Here is a 19,049-nt window from a genome sequence, read left to right on the forward strand (position 1 = left end):
AAATCAATTACTTGCCCTATTCATTTTGATGAACTGTAAATAAAAATACGCCGGAAAAACAAAGTCTGGCCCAACGAAAAAGGGCCGCACTCGCGGCCCTCTCCGGATATCCCGTGTGCGGGCTTCAGCCCAATCGCGCCGCGATCCGAGCCTGCTCCGCCTTCAGCGCCCCGGGCATCCGTTCCCCGAATTCCTCCAGGTAGGCGCCAATGCTCTCGATCTCGGCGCGCCAGCCTTCCGGGTCGAAACCGAACAGCTTCGCCTCGGCCTCCCGCGAAAGCGGTACGCCGTCCAGGTTGAGGTCGGTAGCCCGCGGGAGGTGACCGATCGGCGTCTCGACGGCATCAGCCAGCCCTTCCACCCGCTTGATCATCCATTCCAGCACCCGCAGGTTTTCGCCGAAGCCGGGCCACAGGAACTTGCCGTCGTCGCCCTTGCGGAACCAGTTGACGTGGAAGACCTTGGGCAGCTTCGCGCCGGCCTGGTCGAACGACAGCCAATGAGCGAAATAATCGGCGAAGTTGTAGCCGCAGAACGGCTTCATCGCCATCGGGTCGCGACGCATGACGCCGACGGCGCCCGTGGCCGCTGCCGTCGTCTCCGAGCCCATCGCCGCTCCGACCAGCACGCCATGGGTCCAGTCACGGGCCTCGAACACCAGCGGCACCAGCGAAGCTCGCCGGCCGCCGAACACAATTGCCGAGATCGGCACGCCTTGCGGGTCCTCGGCGCGCGGCGAGTAGCTCGGGCACTGCCGCGCCGAGACGGTGAAGCGCGAGTTCGGGTGCGCGGCCGGGCCGTTGGCCGAGTCATACGGACGCCCCTGCCAGTCCAGCGCCGGCGTGCGCTTGTCCAGTCCCTCCCACCACGGCTCCTGGTCGTCGGTCACCGCCACGTTGGTGAAGATGGTGTGGTGGCTGATGGTGGCCAGCGCGTTGGGATTGGAGCTGTCCGAAGTTCCCGGTGCCACGCCGAAGAAACCGGCTTCCGGATTGATGGCGTACAGACGGCCGTCGGCGCCCGGACGCATCCAGCAGATGTCGTCGCCCACGGTCCAGACCTTCCAGCCGGCCTGGCGGTAGCCTTCCGGCGGAATCAGCATGGCCAGGTTGGTCTTGCCGCAGGCCGAGGGGAACGCCGCAGCAACATAGTGCGTCTGCCCCTGCGGGTTCTCGATGCCGACGATCAGCATGTGCTCGGCCAGCCAGCCTTCCTGGCGCGCCTGGTGCGAGGCGATGCGCAGCGCGTGGCACTTCTTGCCCAGCAAGGCATTGCCGCCATAGCCGGAGCCATAGCTCTTGATGGTGAGCTCTTCCGGGAAATGCATGATGAAGCGGCGCTCGGGGTCCAGTTCGCCAATCGAATGCAGTCCCTTGACGAAGCTGCCCTCGCGCTCGATCCGCGCCAGCGCCGCTGCCCCCATGCGGGTCATGATCCGCATGTTCGCGACCACGTACGGCGAGTCGGTGATTTCCACGCCGCAACGCGCCAGCGGCGACTCGATCGGGCCCATGCAGTACGGCACCACGTACAGAGTGCGTCCGCGCATGCAGCCGGCGAACAGGGCGTCCATCTTCGCATGCGCCTCGGCCGGCGCCATCCAGTGGTTGTTCGGGCCGGCATCGTCGCGCCCGGGCGTGCAGACAAAGGTCAGGTGCTCGACCCGGGCCACGTCGTTGGGGCTGGATCGGTGCAGCCAGCTGTGCGGATGGGTCTCGTGGTTCAACGGCAGCAGCGTGCCGTCCGCCTGCATGCGGGCGATCAGGGCGGCGTTCTCGGCATCGCTGCCATCGCACCAGTGGATGTGGTCCGGCTGGGTCAGGGCGGCGACTTCCGCCACCCAGGCATTCAGCGCTTCCAGCCGGCATCCCCGGGAATCCTGCGATTTGAAAACGTCGACCGCTGCGTTCATGCCTAGCCCTCGGAAAAGAGACCAAAATGATACCAATGTCCGGTCCCGATGACGAGGAGAACGCCGAATCGGATTCAGGAAGGTCAGGCCGTGTCCTGCCCGCAACGGCACGCCAGCCCCCTCAGGGGCCATCCCTGGTCAGAAACATATAGATAGGTACCGTGCCCGAATGGGCTTAGGCGGGCTCAGCCGCTGCGTGATCGCCGGTAGGGATTGAACAGTTGCAGCAGCCACGGCTTCTGCGCCAGCACCAGGCTGACGCCGATGCGGTCGGACGCCGGCAGGGTGGCATCGCGGGCGAGCAGCGCGTCGAACTCGCGGGCCACTTCCTCCAGCCGCTGCCGGAGCTGCTTGATGCCATCGATGCTGAGGCTGCCACTGAGCAGCAGCAACGCATCCTGTTCCCCGTCGAAGGCATCGGCGAAGTAGTCGGTCAGCAGGGTATGCCGGAAATAACGCTCCATCGGACCGTCGGCGCGCCAGCGGAAATTGCGGGCGGTCAACGCGCGCGTCCGGTTCCCGGGCATCAGTTCGATGATGCCGAGGCGATCCAGTTTCACCAGCAGGCCGGTCCACTGCGCGGGGGTGAACCCGAAGTGTTCCAGCACGTCTTCCTGCCGCCAGCGGTTGAGCGTCAGGAACAGCGCCATCAACAGCGCCGGCTCCTTCACCAGCGCCTGTTCCTGCGCCGCTTCCAGTTGCGCCATGGGCTTGCGGCCGCGCGCCGCTTCGGCGCTGAGTTCGGCCAGGCCGACGTCCAGCACCTCGCAGATCTGTTCCAGGCGCTGCAGGCTCATCGCACGGCGGGAGAACATCCGCTTGATGGCCGCCTCGCTCATCTTCATCCGCGCGGCGAGATCCCGATATGTCATGGCCTGCGCGCGCAGGCAGCGCTTCAGGGCGTCGACCAGTTCGAGGGATACGGCCATGGGTAGCGGATTCCTATACTTTCCGTGCCGTAGAAGCTTACCTCGTCAATTCCGGTTGAACAGTCCTCGGAAGCAGCGGCAGGCTCCGGCGCCAGGAGGACCCTCATGACATCGCATCCGCTTCGCCGCCTGGTCGTCATTGCCTGCCTGCCGCTGGCGCTCACGCTCGGTGCCCGGGCCCAGGCCACGCCTCCCCAGTCACGCACGCTCAGCGAGGCCTCCGGCGCCAGCCTCGAGGCTTCGGTACAGGTGCCGATCGCGGCGTTCGAAGCACTGCGGGCCAGCGGCCATTTCTCCGTCGTCGCCATCCAGACCGTGGCACGAGGAACCGTCGTCACCATCGTGGCCAGCGGCGTGACCATTTCGGTGCTGACCACCGTCCTGATCGAGCCGGACTTCAGCTTCATCTCGGGTCACCCCGGCACTTCGATCGGCAAGGTAATGATGGGTTCGGCCGGCCTGTTGCTGAAAGTCGGCGAGAAGGTACTGGCCTTCATCCCGGAACCCCGCGTCCGCCCGCACATCCATAGCCGGAAGCTGGAGCCATGACCCGCCTGCCCGCTTTCGTGCTGCGCGCGAGCCTGTTCGTGCTCGCGTCGCTTGCCGGTTCAACCGCCTGGGCGGGCGCGAGGTGCGCCGCGCGCCATCCTTCGCCACAGCAACTCGACGCCGCGGCCGCGACCGCGCTGCGGGCGGTCGACGCCCTGGAGGCCGCCGACGCTTCAGTCGCGCTCATCGCACGCGTGGGCACCGACCTGTCCAAACAGGGGCTGGTCTACAGCCACGCCGGTTTCGTGCTGCGCGATCATCCGGACGGCCGCTGGACGGTCGTGCACCTCTTGAATGAATGCGGCAGCGATCGGTCGGGTCTCTACGCGCAGGGCCTGGTGGATTTCTTTTCCGACGATCTGGTCAACCAGGATCTGCGCATCGTCTGGTTCACGCCGGACGTGGCGCGCCGCCTGAGCCAGTACCTGGCGCACATGCCGCGCGGCAATCTGCACAATTCCCACTACAACCTCATCGCCCGGCCGGGCAGCCGCGACTACCAGAATTCGACCGCCTGGCTGGTCGAAGTGATGGCGAGCGCGCAGGCCACGCGCCCGGTGAAGGATCGCGTCGATGCATACGCCCTCGCCCGGGCGGGCGGCTTCGTGCCCGACATCGTCGGCATCCCCTACACCAAGCGGGTTCTGGGCGGACTGTTCAGCGCCAACGTGGCTTTCACCGATCATCCGGTGGCGACCCGCCTGTCAGGCGACTATCCGGTGATCACCGTGCGTTCGATATTCCGCTTTTTCGACAAGGCCGGATACACCGCGCGCGTGGAGGAATGGCGGCATGGTCGCCGGATGTCCACGCCCGGTCCGGCGTGACTCACTGGAGGACATATGTTCCTGACCCTGCTCGCCGTCACCCTGCTGCTGGCCGCCATCGTGTCGTGGCTGGTCAGCCGCGCATTCTACCGCCCCATCGGCAGCATCCTGGATCGCATCATCGCCGACAGCATCAGCGACGCGTGGCGCAGATACATGAAGTTCGCCATCCTGGTCGTCGGCGTGTCCTCGGGCGTGCGAATCGATGAGCTGGAGCGCTACATCACCGCGCCGCAGTGGGCGGAAGCCGACAAGGCCAGGATCATCGCGCTCACGCCCGAGCGCTGGCTGCTGGAGGTCTACCGGACGATCATCGAAACACTGCAGGGCATCGCCTGGATGCTGCTGGCATTCTTCGTGATCGCGCTGCTCGCGTACGTCGTGGTCCGGCTGTCGGAAATGAAACGGACCGCGACGCCCCGCGCGGAGGAGTCCGGTGTCGAAACCCGCCTCGCCGCCGCCGTCAGGTCGGAATGAGCGTGGAGATGACGTGTTCCAGATAGGCCTCGAACTCGTCATGGGTCATGCGGGGTTGCTGCAGCTGCAGTGAGAGCTGCAGGAATCCCACGTAAGCCGCGTAAGTCAGGCGGGCACGATGGATCGCATCCTGGCGCGCCAACCCCGCCTGCCGGAACGAGGCCATCAGATATTCCAGGCGCCGCTGCGATACGCGATCGATCACCGGTTGCACGGCCGGATGATCCAGGGCTTTCAGCAGTTCGCTGTAGATGATGTGCGGCTTGACCTCGTGGCCGACCAGTTGGAACAGAGCGCGCAGCCGCTCGCGCGGATCCGGCACTTTTTCCAGATTGCCGAACACACTTTCCTGCTCCACCGCTTCCCAACGTTCCAGCGCGGCCTGCAACAAGGCGTCGCGGGAGGGGAAATGCCAATAGAAGCTGCCTTTCGTCACACCAAGACGTCGCGCCAAAGGTTCCACCGCGACGGCGGACACGCCCTGTTCGGCGATGAGATCGAGCGCGGCCTGGGCCCAGTCCTCGGCACTGAGGCGGGCATTGCGCGGAGACGTGGCGGGGGCAGGGTCGGGACTGGAGGTCGTCATGTCCCCATTTAACCATACGGCGAAGTTTGTTGGAGTACGTTTGCTGCAACGCAGCAAAACTGCCGGCAAATCAAATGCTTGCGTTGGGACGAGTTGATGACGACCGATTGACTGCTCTAAACGGGCATGCCCATACTAGTCCGTATGGTAAACGCTCACTCCCCTGCTGCGTCCCTCTCCCCTTTGTCCGGTGTCGGCGAATCGCTCGGCCTGACCGGCGCCGGGGACCTGCGGCTGGCGGCCAGCCGGTTTGCTTCCCCCGGATCCCTGCAGCCCGAACCCGCGCTGATCTACGCGCATGGCTTTGGCCAGACCCGCCATGCCTGGACCCGGACCGCGCAGGCGCTCGCCGCGAAGGGCTATGCCGGCCTGGCCTATGACGCCCGCGGACATGGCGACTCGCAGCGCAACCCCGACCATCTGGCTTACGCCGGCGAGCAGTTCGCCGACGATCTGATCATCGTCGCCGGTGAGCAGGCGCAGGCCCCCATCCTCGTGGGTGCGTCGATGGGCGGTCTGTTCGGCCTGATCGCCGAATCGCGCTGGCCCGGCCTGCTGCGGGCGATGGTGCTGGTCGACATCACCCCGCGCTGGGAGTCGGCCGGCCTGGAGCGCATCCTCGGCTTCATGACCGCCTTTCCCGATGGTTTCGAATCACCGGAACAGGCCAGCGACGTCATCGCCGCGTACCTGCCCCATCGCCGCAACCGCAAGTCGCCGGACGAACTGCGCGCGCTGTTGCGCCAGAACGCAAAGGGCCGCTGGCACTGGCATTGGGATCCCCGCCTGATCGACGAGTTGGCCCGCGACAGCGAGCAGCACCAGGACGCCCTGGCCGAGGCGGCCAGCCGCATCCGCTGCCCGATCCTGCTGATCAGCGGCGGGCGCAGCGACCTGGTGTCGGGAAGGACCGTCGAGGAATTCCGCGCGCTGGTTCCCCACGCGCATCATGTCCATCTGCCGGACGCCACCCACATGGTGGCCGGCGACGACAACGACACCTTCACCGCCGCCGTACTCGAGTATCTGGCCGAGCTGCGGTCATCCCAGGCTTCCTTCGCGTCAGCCCCCACCGAATCGTCCGCCGCAGGCGGATCCGCAACCGGAGCACGTCCATGAGCATCCTTGCCCCCTTCCTCGCCTTCCTGTTGGCGGGCGCGTTCGCGGCCTACCACCGCTTGCGGCTTGCCTACTGGGCCGCGATCACCGCCACCCTGCTGGTGGCCTGCTGGCTGATGGGCGCCAATCACACCGCGACGATCGTCGCCGCGATCATCGTCGCGTTGATCGCGGTGCCGCTGCTGATTCCGGCCATCCGCAAGCCGCTGATCACCGCGCCGCTGCTGACCTTCTACCGCAAGATCCTTCCGCCGCTGTCGCAGACCGAGCGCATCGCGCTGGAATCGGGCTCGGTGGGTTTCGAAGGCGAACTGTTCTCCGGTGACCCGGATTGGAACCAGTTGCTGTCGCAGCCCAAGCCCGAACTGACCCCCGAGGAGCAGGCGTTCCTGGACGGTCCGGTGGAAGATCTGTGCCGGATGACCAATGACTGGGAAATCACCCATGTCCATGCGGACCTGCCGCCGGAAATGTGGGATTTCATCAAGAAGAACAAGTTCTTCGGCATGATCATTCCCAAGTCCTATGGTGGCCTGGGCTTCTCGGCGCTGGCCCACCACAAGGTGATCCAGAAGCTGGCGTCCGTCTCCAGCGTGGTCAGCTCCACCGTCGGCGTGCCCAATTCGCTGGGACCGGGCGAACTGCTGATGCACTACGGCACCGAGCAGCAGAAGGATTACTACCTGCCGCGCCTGGCCGACGGTCGCGAAGTCCCCTGCTTCGGCCTGACCGGCCCGTTCGCCGGTTCCGACGCCACCTCGATTCCGGACTACGGCATCGTCTGCGAAGGCGACTGGGACGGCGCCAAGGTGGTCGGCATCAAGCTGACCTTCGACAAGCGCTACATCACCCTGGCGCCGGTCGCCAGCATCATCGGCCTGGCGTTCCGCATGTACGACCCGGACGGCCTGCTGGGCGACAAGCGCGACCTCGGCATCACCCTGGCGTTGATGCCGCGCGAAACCCCGGGCGTGGAAGTCGGTCGCCGCCACTTCCCGTTGAATTCGCCGTTCCAGAATGGTCCGGTGCGCGGCCATGAAGTGTTCCTGCCGCTGTCGCAGATTATCGGCGAGGAAAAGGGCATCGGTGAAGGCTGGCGGATGCTCAGCGAATGCCTGTCCATCGGCCGCTCCATCACCCTGCCCTCGACCGCCAGCGGCGGCGCCAAGCTGGGCGCGGTCGTCACCGGCGCCTACGCGCGCATCCGCAAGCAGTTCGGCCTGTCGGTCGGCCGCTTCGAGGGCGTCGAGGAAGCGCTCGCCCGCATCGCCGGCAAGGCCTATGCGATCAGCGCGCTGTCGCAGGCCACCGCGGCGGCGGTGGATCGTGGCGAGAAGCCGGCGGTGCCGTCGGCGATCGCCAAGTACCACTGCACCAACATGAGCCGCGATGTGGTCAAGGACGTGATGGACGTGGTGGGCGGCAAGGGCATCATCCTCGGCCCGCGCAACTTCGTCGGCCGCGCCTGGCAGGCCTCGCCGATCGCGATCACCGTGGAAGGCGCCAACATCATGACGCGCAGCCTGCTGATCTTCGGCCAGGGCGCGATCCTGTGCCATCCGTGGGTGCTGAAGGAAATGAAGGCCGCACAGAACCCGGATACCGTCGCCGGCACCAACGAGTTCGATCGCAACCTGTTTGGCCATATCGGCTACGCGATCTCCAACGCGGTGCGCTCGTTCTGGTTCGGCCTGACCGCCTCGCGCATCGGCGCGGCGCCGGGCGACGACTACACCCGCCGGTTCTTCCGCAAGATGGATCGCTACTCGGCCAACCTGGCGCTGATGGCCGACATCTCGATGCTGACCCTGGGCGGAAAGCTGAAATTCAAGGAGTCGCTGTCCGGCCGCCTGGGCGACGTGCTCAGCCATCTGTACATGACCAGCGCGATGCTCAAGCGCTACCACGACGAAGGCGCACCGGCGGCGGATCGCACGCTGCTGGCCTGGGCCTTCCATGACAGCGTGCACCAGATCGAGCTGTCGCTGTCGGCGGCGCTGCGCAACTTCCCGATCCGTCCGGTCGGCTGGCTGATGTGGGCGCTGATCTTCCCGTGGGGCCGTCGCGCGCATGCACCGGGCGATCGCCTCGGCCATCGTGCCGCAGCCCTGCTGATGACCCCCAACGAGGCGCGCGACCGTCTGGCCAAGGGCGTGTTCACCACGCCTTGCGAAAACAACCCCGCCGGCCGCATCAACAGCTACCTGGCCAAGGCAGTGCTGGCCGAACCGGTGGAGCGCAAGTTCCTGAAGGCGCTGAAGACCAAGGGCATCGAAGCGCTGGATTTCGCCAGCCAGCTGGATGAAGGCGTGCGCGAAGGCTGGATCACCGCCGAGGAGCGCAGGCAGTTGGAGGAACTGCGCGCGATGACGCTGGACACCATCACGGTGGACGATTTCGACCCGCACGAACTGCGCGCCGCCAGCTACTACGACCGGCACCAGCCGGGCGACAAGTCCCGCGCGGCGGCCTGAACCCGCGTCTGCCACGACGGCGAGCTTCGGCTCGCCGTCTTCGTCTGGAGTCCCGATGAGCGCTTCCGTCCTGTCGATGTACCGCAAGCTCGCCGCGCGCCCGTTCGGCCGATGGCTGTTCTCGCGGCTGGTCTGTTTCAAGGCGCCCTACTTCGCCAGCATCCGTCCGCGCATCACCGTGCTGGAACCCAACCGCGGCGAAGCGACCATCGCCCATCGGCGCAGCGTCACCAACCATCTGGGCACGGTGCACGCCATCGCGCTGTGCAACCTGGCCGAGTTCGTCGGCGGCCTCACCACCGACGTGAGCATTCCCGCGTCGATGCGCTGGATTCCGAAGGGCATGAGTGTGGAGTACCTCAAGAAGGCCGTCGGCACCATGCATGCGGTCGCCACCCCGGCGTTTCCGCCACAGGCGGCGGCGGAAGGCTACGAACTGCCCATGGAAGTGGTGGTCAGCAATCCGCAGGGAGAAGCGGTATTCCGTGCCCGCATCGCCATGTGGGTATCGCCGCGGCCATCGCGCGAGGAACGCTGACTTCATGGATGCACCCGGCGACTGGCTGGTCCGGATGGCGGGCGTGCACAGCCTGGGCTTCGCCTTGTTCCATCTGGGGTTCTGGAAGCTGTTCCGCTGGAAGGCCGAGCTGGCCAAGGTCGGATTCGCCACCCGCGCGATCACCCAGATCCTCAATCTCCGGCTGATCTACCTGTTCCTAGGCGTCGGCGCGGCCTGCTTCGCGTTCACCGACGAATTGCAGCACAGCTCCCTGGGGCGCGCGGTATTGGCGTTCATGGCGCTGTTCTGGGTGGGCAGGACGGTCGAACAGTTCGTGTTTCTGCGCCGCCATCATTGGCTGCTGCACCTGCTGACCGCCTTGTTCGTGCTCGGCGCGCTGCTGTTCGCGCTGCCCCTGTCACTGTCCTTCCCGTAGGCGCGACATCAGTCGTGACCCGCATCGCCGCATCGCCGGGGCCGGAAATTGCCGTCGCGACTGACGCCGCTCCCGCGGCAACAGTCGGCTCGACCTCAACCGATGAGGATGGCCGCCAGCGCGGCGATGGCGGGCATGCCCTGCACGAAGAAGATCCGCCGGCTGACGCTGTAGGCGCCATACAGCGCGGCGACGACGACGCAGGCAAGGAAAAACACCACGACGTTCCATTGCTGGCTCGCCAGGCCCCATAGCAGGCCCGCTGCCAGGAAGCCGTTGTAGAGTCCCTGGTTGGCCGCCAGTACCCGGGTCATCGCCGCCTTCTCGGGCGTGTTGCGGAACGTCTTCAGGCCGATCGGCCGGGTCCACAGGAACATCTCCAGCACCATGAAGTACAGGTGCAGCAGGGCGACCAGGAAACTCAATGACACGGCAATCAGCATGCGTTCGTTCCAGCGCGGTGGCCTCGACAGGATAGCCAATGACGCCCACGGGCGTCGCGGGCGTATTCAGTTTGTGGCCGACCGCGAACGTGGCAATGGCTCCAACGGTGACATCGCATGCAATGCGTCGATGACGCGGCGGCGCGCTTCAGGCCGGCTTGCCTTCCACCCGGGGACCCGGCCCGGACTCGGGCAGACGGCGCTGCGCCTGGATGACCCGCCACGCGCCCAGGGCCATGCCGGCCGCCACGCCGATGCCAACCAGGAACACCACGCTGGAACCCAGCGCGGACAGCGCCTTGTGCAGCCAGACGAAACTCAGGTCGCCGCCACGATAGACGACCGTGTCGATCACCGCCTTGGCCTTGTAGCGTGATTCGCGATCGACCCGGGTATAGAGCGTCTCGCGCGCGGGTTTGGCCAGCGAGAACTCGCCCGCGCGGGTCGCCACCTGCACCACCCAGATCAATGCCGGCAACGGCGCCGCCGCCAGCAGCGCATAGCCCAGCAGGATCGCGGTGGCCGGAATCAACAGCAGCGGCGCGATACCGAACCGGCGCAGCAGCCAGCGGGTCAGGAACACCTGCACCACGATGGTCAGCAGGTTCACCCCAAAATCCAGCTTGGCGTAGTACGCCGTGCGCGAGGCGTCCTGCGCCAGTTGCCGGGCGATGGCCGCCTGCTCGTTGTACAGGAGCGTGCCGACGCCGACCCCGAAGAACATCAGCATGGCCAGCGAACGCAGCAGCGGATCCCGCCAGACCAGTCGCAGGCCCGCCAGCACCGACCCGCCCATCGCGTCCTCGCCGCTGGCCTCGCGATTGAGCTGCTCGCGGCGTACGGCCCAGGGCCGCAGGCGCAGGATGCAGAACAGGCAGACCGCCAGGAACAGCGCGGAAACCAGCAGCAGGTTGCCCACGCCGATCCGCTCCACCAGCAGGCTGGTGATCATCGGTCCCACCAGCGCGCCGATGGTGCCGCCGGCGCCGATGTAGCCGTAGACCTTCTTGGCGTTCTCGTTGTCGAACACGTCCGCCATGTAGCTCCAGAACACCGACACGGCGAACAGGTTGAACACCGCCACCCAGATGAAGAAGGCCGCGCCGCGTCCCGGCAGTTCCCGGTTGAAGGCCCAGTAGAAGAAGCCCAGGCAGGCGATGAAGGCCAGGTACACCACCGGCAGGAACACCCGGCGGGGAAAACGCGACACCAGCGCACCGTAGATCGGCTGCAGCAGCACCATGCAGATGAAGGTGCCGGTGAACAACACCTGCAGGGTGAAGTCCTTCAGGTCGACGCCGTGCTGCCCCGCCCAGCCGATCAGGCGCGCGGGAAACACCGCGGCGACATCGCCCGAGGCCCCCATCGCGTCACGCACCGGGCGCAGCACGTAGTAGCCGCTGAGCAGGCAGAAGAAATAGAGCAGTGACCACCACAGGGCCGGGGAATCCACGCCCAGCTGTGAAATCACCTGGCGAAGGCCAGCGGGACGGGAAGCATCGGAAGCGGAAGGAGTCATGCGGATCGTCGTGGCCGCCGGGAACGGGAAGGACGGGCACAGCGGCCGGCGTCACGCGCGCAAGGTATCCGATGCACTGCAACATCGCCAGCCCTTTCCGGCGCCGCCGCGTTCCCTCCGCGCCCGAAGCGCGCGCCTCTTCCCGACATGCCCATGACCGCCGAGCATTTGCTCTATCCCCGCCCGATAGCTTCGGGCGGTCCCGGTCGCAGGTCTTCACGTGTACGACTACATCATCATCGGCGCCGGCTCGGCCGGCTGCGTGCTGGCCAACCGCCTCTCCGAAGATCCCGCCTGTCGTGTCCTGCTGCTGGAAGCCGGTCCCCGCGACTGGCACCCCTTCATCCACATGCCGGCGGGACTGGCCAAGCTGGTGGGAAACAAGGGGGTCAACTGGAATTACGACACCGCCGCGGAGGCGCAACTGGACGGCCGGCGCCTGTGGTGGCCGCGCGGCAAGGTGCTGGGGGGCTCAAGTTCGATCAACGCGATGTGCTACATCCGTGGCGTGCCGGCGGACTACGACGACTGGGCCGCCGCCGGCGCGCAGGGTTGGGATTGGTCTGGCGTGCTGCCCTATTTCCGGCGCTCCGAAGGCAACAGCCGCGGTGCCGATGCCCTGCATGGCGGCGACGGTCCGCTGTCGGTGTCCGACCTGCGCTACACCAATCCGTTGTCCTCCGCCTTCATCGAGGCCGGACAGCAGGCGGGCTACCGCCGCAACGACGATTTCAACGGCGCGGAGCAATCCGGTTTCGGTTTCTACCAGGTGACCCAGAAGGATGGCGCGCGCTGCTCCTCGGCGGTCGCCTACCTGCATCCGGTGCGTCATCGTTCCAACCTGGAAGTGTTCACCGGCACGCTGGTTCGCCGCCTCCTGATCGAGAACGGACGCGCGGTGGGCGTGGCCTATGCCCACCACGGACGCGAGGTGCAGGTGCGCGCCGACCGCGAGGTGCTGCTGTCCGGCGGTGCGATCAATTCACCACAACTGCTGATGCTGTCCGGCATCGGACCCGCCGGACATCTCCGCGAGCATGGCATCACCGTCCGACACGATGCCCCGCAGGTCGGCCTCAACCTGCAGGACCATCTGGACATCTGCACGCTGCGACACTCGACCCGGCCGGTCACCTACGACCGCACCAGCGAACTCAGGACCGCGTTCGACTACTTCCTGCGCGGGCATCGCGGCCCGGGCACCAGCAACATCGCGGAAGCCGGCGCGTTCGTGCGCTCCCCGCTGGCGCCCGATGCCCGCGCCGACATCCAGTTGCACTTCGTTCCGGCCATGCTCGACGACCACGGCCGCCACCGCCTGGACGGAGACGGATACACCCTGCACGCGTGCTTCCTCCGTCCACGCAGCCGTGGCCGCATCCGGCTGGAGACCGCCGATGCTTCGACGCCCGCGCGCATCGAAGCCAATTACCTGAGCGATCCGGAAGGCTTCGACATGAAGATGATGATCGAATGTGCGCGGCTGTCCCGCGACCTGTTCGCCCAGCGCGCGTTCGATGCCTATCGGGGCGCGCCGATTTTCCCGGCCCGCGATGATCTCGACGACACCGGCCTGGCCGCGTTCGTGCGGGCCAAGGCGGAAACCGTCTATCACCCGATCGGCACCTGCCGGATGGGCAGCGATGGCGACGCGGTGGTCGATCCCCAACTCCGGGTCAACGGCGTCGCCGGCCTGCGCGTGATCGACGCCTCGGTCATGCCCACCCTGATCGGCGGCAACACCAACGCGCCCACCATCATGATCGCCGAGCGCGCTGCCGACCTCATCCGTGGCCGGGATGTGCTCCGCGGGCAGCCTTGAAGCCCTGTTCGGACAGCTGAACAGGGCGCGTCAAAAATGCGACGGGCCGCACTCGGATCTTCAACTAGATGAACGACATGCGTGCGGAACCTGCCGCCATTTGTGCAATCTGAAATTGCGACGTTATCATCGCGTACAGCAACCGCTACGCAGGCGATCAGTACATGAAGAAGAAGGTAATCCGGCGGCCGTTGCGCCCGTTTCGTATTGGGCTGCTCGGACTGCTGATACCTCTGACGCTGGCCTCCACGGCCCAGACGCCTCCGCCCGGCGACCCGCGTGTCGCCCCATCGCTTCACTCCGCTTCCGCATCCGCGCCTGCCGCACGCGCCGTGGCGAACACGGCAGTCGCCACGACCGCGACGGCGCCCGCGTTGGCGGCGGATTTCGATGTCGCGCGCTTCGAGGCCATGGCCCAGCAGCTGACCCTGGGCGAACGCGTTCCCGGCTTGGCGCTGGCGATCGTCCATAACGGACGCGTGCTGACCGCCAAGGGCTATGGCGTCACCGACGTCAGCGCACCGCAGACGATCGATGGACACACCGTGTTCCGCCTGGCGTCGCTGTCCAAGGCGTTCGCCGGCACCCTGGCCGGCCTGCTGGTCAACGACGGCTCGCTGCGCTGGGACAGCCGGGTGGCCGACTACGTGCCCAACTTCCGCCTCAGCGATCCGACGGCGACCCGCCAGGTGACCGTGGCGGATCTGTTGAGCCATCGCGTCGGTCTTCAGGCCCACAACGCGTTCGACCGCGACATCGAAGGCAACGCCGACTATTACGCGGTGACCCAGAAGCTGGCCTACGCGCCGATGAGCTGCACGCCCGGCCAATGCTATGCCTACCAGAACGTGGCCTTCAGCGTGTTCGGCGATGTGGTGTTCGCCGCCACCGGCGGTTTCTACGAGCAGGCGGTCGACAAGCGCATCTTCAAGCCGCTGGGCATGAACGATGCCAGCCTTGGTCTGGAGGGCATCCAGAACAGCGCGCGCTGGGCGCGTCCACACGTGCGCAGCCGCAATGGCTGGGTGGCTCTGACCCCCAAGCCCACCTACTACCGCCTGGCTCCGGCCGCCGGCGTCAACGCCAGCATCAGCGACATGGCGCAGTGGCTGGTGGCGCAGACCGGGCATCGTCAGGACGTGCTGCCGGCGCCGCTGCTGGCGACCCTGCACGCCTCGCTGGTGTCCACCCCGGGCGAGATGCGGGCCGGCTGGCGCCGTGATCGCATCTACTCGGCGGGTTACGCGCTGGGCTGGCGCGTGTTCGACTACGCCAGCCATCCGGTGATCTTCCATGCCGGCGCGGTGCAGGGTTACCGCGGCATGGTGGCGCTGGTGCCGGAACGCGATCTCGGCATCGCCATCCTCTGGAACAGCGACAGTTCGGTGCCCTCCGGACTGTTGCCGACGATCCTGGACCGCGCGATCGGCCTGAGCCCCCAGCAGTGGCTGGATACGCCGATGGACACCAGCGACCTGCTGATGGCCGATTCACCACAGCCGGACAACAAGAGCGGCGCGGCGGCCAGCCAGGCGACCGCTTCTCCACGCTGATCGCACGCCACCCCCGCTGCTCCCGCCACGCCCCGCCCGGTCATCCGCGCGGGGCGTTCTGTTTGCGGGCCCGCACTCAGCGCGGCGGTGCGGCTTCGCTCAGGGTCTTGAGCTGGGCCAGGCCGCGCTCGTAGTCGGCGCCCAGCATCCGATCGAACAGCAGGCCGAACCAGCGCGATATCGGGTTGTAGCCATGCTCGGTGTCGAACGCCCAGGTCACCCGGGTCGCGCCCGCCCCTTCCGCGGTCAGCGTGTAGGTCGCGACTGAAGGATGCCCATCGAAGTCCAGCGCCACCACCACACGCTCCGGCGCCCGGCTTTCGGTGATCCGCTGGCTGCCACTGCCAACCGCCTGGTTGCCGGACCAGCGCATGCCCGCGCCGACGCCCTCGGCCGGTCCCTCGTAGGTGTACTTGGCCTGTGGATCGGCGGCGAACCAGGGTGACCACTCGTTGAACCGGCGGAACGAATTGAGCGTGGCGAACACCTCCGCCGGCGGCCGCTCGATGGTGATCGACCTTTCCACATGGGTGCGTCCCGGCAGCAGCAGGCTGCCCGCGACCAGCAGCACACCGAGCAGGATCAGGATGCCCAGGGTCCATTTCAGCAGCTTCATGTCGTTCCTCCTTCTTGGAAGGCGACAAGCTTAAGGCCGCGCATAAAAAAACTCTCCCCCTGCTGGGCACAGGGAGAGAGTCTGATGGATACGGCTAATCGGGGTTGGCTTAGATCAGCGGAGCCGGGGTGGCCGGCAGCGCGACCGGAGCCGCTTTCTTCTTGGACTTGCGGGCAGGCTTCTTGGCGGCCTTCTTCGCAGCCTTCTTGGCCGGCTTCTTGGCAGCCTTCTTGGCGGCCTTCTTCACGGTCTTCTTGGCAGCCTTCTTGGTGGCCTTCTTCGCAGCCTTCTTCGCAGGCTTGCGGGCAACCTTCTTGGCAGCCTTCTTGGCGGTCTTCTTCGCAGCCTTCTTGGCCGGCTTCTTGGCACCCTTCTTGGCAGCCTTCTTCACGGTCTTCTTGGCGGCCTTCTTGGTGACCTTCTTGGCAGCCTTCTTGGCGGCCTTCTTCACGGTCTTCTTGGCGGCTGCCTTCTTGGTCGCCTTCTTGGCGGCCTTCTTGGCAGGTTTCTTCTTAGCAGCTTTCTTAATTGCCATGTGATGGCTCCTCGTCAGTGAACTTGGATTGGGTACATCGGGGTACGAAACCTCTGCCCGAAGGCAGGCCCAGTTGCGGAATCAGCCGCGGGAGTCGGACCCGCAGGCAACCGTCGACGCGCCAGGCGCGTTGAACCGGATTCTTTTGTCGGGACCCTTCTGACGTGGTCCCCTACAAATACGAAAACACCCGCGTCGCCGGGCGACGCGGGTGCGATAAGGAGGGTGGAGTGCTTTTTTTCGGGGGAAGCGGGCCCTGCGTCCGCCGCTACCTGGGCTGGGACGATCGGCCTTGTTGTCACTCGCGCTGTCGTATTGATCCGACTCACTCGCTTCCGCAGCACTCTCTGCTGCGCGAAACCTAATCACGGTTTTTGGACGTGTCAACACCTCGGCGAAATTTTTTTCGACCGCCGCCGCCGCCGCCCGGCCCACCCGGCCGCGCGTGTCCATGGGAAACGGCGGCGACGGATCATGCCGACAATGCCCTCGATGCGGCGGCGTGAAAAAAAAAAGCGCAAAAACGAGTGCTTTTTTGACATGGCTTCGTGCGACGCGAAATCGGAAGCGTCGTCGCGCGCCTGGACGGACGTGTCGTCGGGAAGGCGACGGCGGGCTAAACGGCACCTAAAAATTTTTCCGCCGAACGGTCCGGTTTGGGGCGGCGCACAAGCCCGATTGCGCGGATCTGCGCAAAAAAAAACCGCCTTCGCGACGGCGCTCGCGGTCGCTCGGAGATGCATCGACGTCTTCCCGGCGACATCCGGCGACGCGCATCGTCACCCCGCTCGCCTGTCGGCCGGTCGTGTTCGGCATTCCCATGGGGCACCACTCGTCCGCAAGCCAAGTCAGCCGACGACGTCGTCGCCGACCGGTTGCCATCGATGAAAGTGAAGTCGGAATTCCGGCGCGCCGGGACGGTGCCACTGTCCACGTCGTCCACCCGCACGCCCGCGCTTCCCGGACGAACGGCAAAAAAAACCGGCCGCGCGAGGCGGCCGGTCGGGTCTCCCGGAGTCCTGGAGGACTCAGTGATCCTCGTCTTCCAGCAGTTCGGCGTAGTCGTCGGGCGACAGCAGTTCGTTGAGCTGCTCCGGCTCCTCGGCCTCCACCACGAAGATCCAGCCTTCACCGTAGGCGTCCTCGTTGATGGTCTCGGGCTTGTCGGCCAGCGCCGTGTTGACCTCGATCACCTTGCCGGTGACCGGGCTGTACACGTCCGACGCCGCCTTCACCGATTCGACCACGGCGCTGGCGTTGCCCGCCTCGACCCGGTCACCGACGTTCGGCAGTTCGACGTAGACCAGGTCACCCAGCAGGCCCTGCGCGTGATCGGAAATGCCGACGGTGACGCGGCCAGCGCCTTCGGCGCGGGCCCACTCGTGGGACTTCAGGAATTTGAGATCGCCGGGAATCTCGCTCATGTTGGCTACTCCGGATTTATATCGGGTGGGCGGAAAGAGGGGGCTAGTTTAGCGGCTTATGCGGGGCATGAAAGTGGTCCGGCCGCACGGGCCGGCGCCATCATCGACTCATTCGCCCAGCACGCCGGGCTGGGCCTGGCCGTCGCGGACGAACGGGAACTTCACGACCCGCACCGGGACTTCCTTGCCACGGATGTCCACGCGGACCGCGCCGGGCTCGCCGGCCGGCACGCGCGCGAAGGCGATGGCCTTGCCCAGCGTGGGGGAGAACGTGCCCGAGAGGATCTCGCCATCGCCGTTGGCGGTCAGGACCTTCTGTCCATGGCGGAGCACGCCCTTCTCGTCCATCACCAGGCCAATCATCTGGCGCGGGGCGCCGTTGGCCTTCTGCTGTTCCAGCACCGGGCGGCCGATGAAGTCGCGGCCCGCGTCCAGGGCGACCGTCCAGGCCAGCGCGGCCTCGTAGGGCGACACCGATTCGTCCATGTCCTGGCCATACAGGTTCATGCCCGCTTCCAGGCGCAGGGTGTCGCGCGCGCCCAGTCCGGCCGGCTTCACGCCCGCTTCCAGCAGCGCGTTCCAGAAACCCACGGCATCCTGTTCCGGCAGCACGATCTCGTAACCGTCCTCGCCGGTGTAGCCGGTGCGGGCGACGAACAGCGGCACGCCGGCGGTGCTGTGCGCCTGCACGGCGGCGAACCGGGAGAGCTTGTCGGCGGCGGCGCGGTCGGCGTCGCGCAGCAGGCCGATGACCTTCGCGCGGGCGGTCGGGCCCTGCACGGCGATCATGGCGAACTCCGGGCGCTCCTTCACTTCCACCTCGAACGCGGCGGCCTGCGACTGGATCCACGCCAGGTCCTTGTCGCGGGTGGCGGCGTTGACCACCAGGCGGAAGAACGCGTCGTCCATGAAATAGATGATGAGGTCGTCGATGACGCCGCCGGTCGCATCCAGCATGCAGGTGTACAGCGCCTTGCCCGGCGCCTTCAGTTTGTCCACCGAATTGGCGACCAGATGGCGCAGGAATTCACGGGTGCGGGCGCCATGCAGGTCCACCACGGTCATGTGGCTGACGTCGAACATGCCGGCGTCGTTGCGCACCTGGTGGTGCTCCTCGATCTGGGAACCGTAGTGGATCGGCATGTCCCAGCCGCCGAAATCGACCATCTTGGCGCCGAGCGCGCGATGGGTGTCGTTGAGGATGGTCTTCTTGGTCATGGCCGCTCCCGGGCAAAGAACGCCATTATCCCAGATGGAACGCGGCAACGCCCCCGACGGCGGCGCATGGTGCGGGGATGGCCCGCTCATCCCCGGATCCGGCACGCTGCC

Annotated in this window: 18 protein-coding genes; 9 read left to right on the forward strand and 9 right to left on the reverse strand. The window is 66.4% G+C overall.

Annotation, left to right across the window (positions count from 1 at the left end):
• Positions 1-124: 124 nt before the first annotated feature.
• Both ACTHN1_RS03270 and ACTHN1_RS03275 read right to left on the reverse strand, forming a co-directional pair.
• Positions 125-1,912 (reverse strand): phosphoenolpyruvate carboxykinase (GTP), encoded by a 1,788-nt coding sequence (locus ACTHN1_RS03270; RefSeq protein WP_440469536.1) that lies wholly within the window; start codon positions 1,910-1,912, stop codon positions 125-127.
• Between the two features lie 185 nt (positions 1,913-2,097).
• Entirely contained in the window at positions 2,098-2,841 is a 744-nt protein-coding gene (locus ACTHN1_RS03275) for a helix-turn-helix domain-containing protein (RefSeq protein ID WP_440469537.1), read from the reverse strand.
• 105 nt (positions 2,842-2,946) lie between these two features.
• Here ACTHN1_RS03275 and ACTHN1_RS03280 point away from each other — a divergent pair, with 105 nt between their 5' ends.
• From ACTHN1_RS03280 to ACTHN1_RS03290, 3 genes are read left to right on the forward strand one after another with little or no spacing between them, the layout of a single operon-like run.
• Complete coding sequence (locus tag ACTHN1_RS03280) at positions 2,947-3,390, forward strand: hypothetical protein (RefSeq protein WP_440469538.1); 444 nt, start codon at positions 2,947-2,949, stop codon at positions 3,388-3,390.
• Positions 3,387-4,217 (forward strand): DUF2145 domain-containing protein, encoded by an 831-nt coding sequence (locus ACTHN1_RS03285; protein WP_440469539.1) that lies wholly within the window; start codon positions 3,387-3,389, stop codon positions 4,215-4,217. Before ACTHN1_RS03280 ends, ACTHN1_RS03285 begins: the two co-directional genes overlap by 4 nt.
• A gap of 15 nt (positions 4,218-4,232) precedes the next feature.
• Entirely contained in the window at positions 4,233-4,694 is a 462-nt protein-coding gene (locus tag ACTHN1_RS03290; RefSeq protein WP_440469540.1) for a hypothetical protein, read from the forward strand.
• Here ACTHN1_RS03290 and ACTHN1_RS03295 read toward each other — a convergent pair.
• Entirely contained in the window at positions 4,681-5,280 is a 600-nt protein-coding gene (locus ACTHN1_RS03295; RefSeq protein ID WP_440469541.1) for a TetR/AcrR family transcriptional regulator, read from the reverse strand. The two genes, ACTHN1_RS03290 and ACTHN1_RS03295, sit on opposite strands and share 14 nt — an antisense overlap.
• Positions 5,281-5,424: 144 nt before the next feature.
• On the opposite strand from ACTHN1_RS03295, the gene ACTHN1_RS03300 reads away from it, so the two are divergent.
• From ACTHN1_RS03300 to ACTHN1_RS03315, 4 genes are read left to right on the forward strand one after another with little or no spacing between them, the layout of a single operon-like run.
• Positions 5,425-6,399: an alpha/beta fold hydrolase gene (locus ACTHN1_RS03300; protein WP_440469542.1), complete on the forward strand. Its 975-nt coding sequence runs from the start codon at positions 5,425-5,427 to the stop codon at positions 6,397-6,399.
• Complete coding sequence (locus ACTHN1_RS03305) at positions 6,396-8,873, forward strand: acyl-CoA dehydrogenase (protein WP_440469543.1); 2,478 nt, start codon at positions 6,396-6,398, stop codon at positions 8,871-8,873. The genes ACTHN1_RS03300 and ACTHN1_RS03305 overlap by 4 nt, the downstream gene beginning before the upstream one ends.
• A 55-nt stretch (positions 8,874-8,928) precedes the next feature.
• A complete protein-coding gene (locus ACTHN1_RS03310) occupies positions 8,929-9,411 on the forward strand; it encodes a hotdog fold domain-containing protein (RefSeq protein WP_440469544.1) in 483 nt (160 codons plus the stop codon).
• A 4-nt stretch (positions 9,412-9,415) separates the two neighbouring features.
• A complete protein-coding gene (locus ACTHN1_RS03315; protein ID WP_440469545.1) occupies positions 9,416-9,808 on the forward strand; it encodes a hypothetical protein in 393 nt (130 codons plus the stop codon).
• Between the two features lie 95 nt (positions 9,809-9,903).
• Here ACTHN1_RS03315 and ACTHN1_RS03320 read toward each other — a convergent pair whose 3' ends face one another.
• Positions 9,904-10,251: a DUF1304 domain-containing protein gene (locus ACTHN1_RS03320; RefSeq protein ID WP_440469546.1), complete on the reverse strand. Its 348-nt coding sequence runs from the start codon at positions 10,249-10,251 to the stop codon at positions 9,904-9,906.
• Between the two features lie 148 nt (positions 10,252-10,399).
• The gene (locus tag ACTHN1_RS03325; RefSeq protein ID WP_440469547.1) at positions 10,400-11,770 is read right to left on the reverse strand and encodes an NTP/NDP exchange transporter; all 1,371 of its coding nucleotides are present in this window, start codon (positions 11,768-11,770) and stop codon (positions 10,400-10,402) included.
• 220 nt (positions 11,771-11,990) lie between these two features.
• Here ACTHN1_RS03325 and ACTHN1_RS03330 point away from each other — a divergent pair, with 220 nt between their 5' ends.
• Both ACTHN1_RS03330 and ACTHN1_RS03335 read left to right on the forward strand, forming a co-directional pair.
• Positions 11,991-13,592 carry a GMC family oxidoreductase gene (locus tag ACTHN1_RS03330; protein ID WP_440469548.1) on the forward strand — a complete coding sequence of 534 codons (1,602 nt, stop codon included), beginning with the start codon at positions 11,991-11,993 and terminating at the stop codon, positions 13,590-13,592.
• Positions 13,593-13,756: 164 nt separating this feature from the next.
• Entirely contained in the window at positions 13,757-15,145 is a 1,389-nt protein-coding gene (locus ACTHN1_RS03335; protein WP_440469549.1) for a serine hydrolase domain-containing protein, read from the forward strand.
• 76 nt (positions 15,146-15,221) lie between these two features.
• Here ACTHN1_RS03335 and ACTHN1_RS03340 read toward each other — a convergent pair whose 3' ends face one another.
• The 4 genes from ACTHN1_RS03340 to gcvT form a co-directional block, all read right to left on the reverse strand.
• Entirely contained in the window at positions 15,222-15,761 is a 540-nt protein-coding gene (locus ACTHN1_RS03340) for an SRPBCC family protein (RefSeq protein WP_440469550.1), read from the reverse strand.
• A 109-nt stretch (positions 15,762-15,870) separates the two neighbouring features.
• Positions 15,871-16,296, reverse strand: a complete 426-nt coding sequence (locus tag ACTHN1_RS03345) for a hypothetical protein (protein ID WP_440469551.1) — start codon at positions 16,294-16,296, stop codon at positions 15,871-15,873.
• Between the two features lie 1,028 nt (positions 16,297-17,324).
• Complete coding sequence (gene gcvH, locus ACTHN1_RS03350; protein WP_440469552.1) at positions 17,325-17,720, reverse strand: glycine cleavage system protein GcvH; 396 nt, start codon at positions 17,718-17,720, stop codon at positions 17,325-17,327.
• A 108-nt stretch (positions 17,721-17,828) separates the two neighbouring features.
• Positions 17,829-18,938: a glycine cleavage system aminomethyltransferase GcvT gene (gene gcvT / locus ACTHN1_RS03355; protein ID WP_440469553.1), complete on the reverse strand. Its 1,110-nt coding sequence runs from the start codon at positions 18,936-18,938 to the stop codon at positions 17,829-17,831.
• Between the last annotated feature and the right edge of the window lie 111 nt (positions 18,939-19,049).

It is taken from the genome of Pseudoxanthomonas sp. (assembly GCF_051953815.1).
Lineage (GTDB): Bacteria > Pseudomonadota > Gammaproteobacteria > Xanthomonadales > Xanthomonadaceae > Pseudoxanthomonas_A.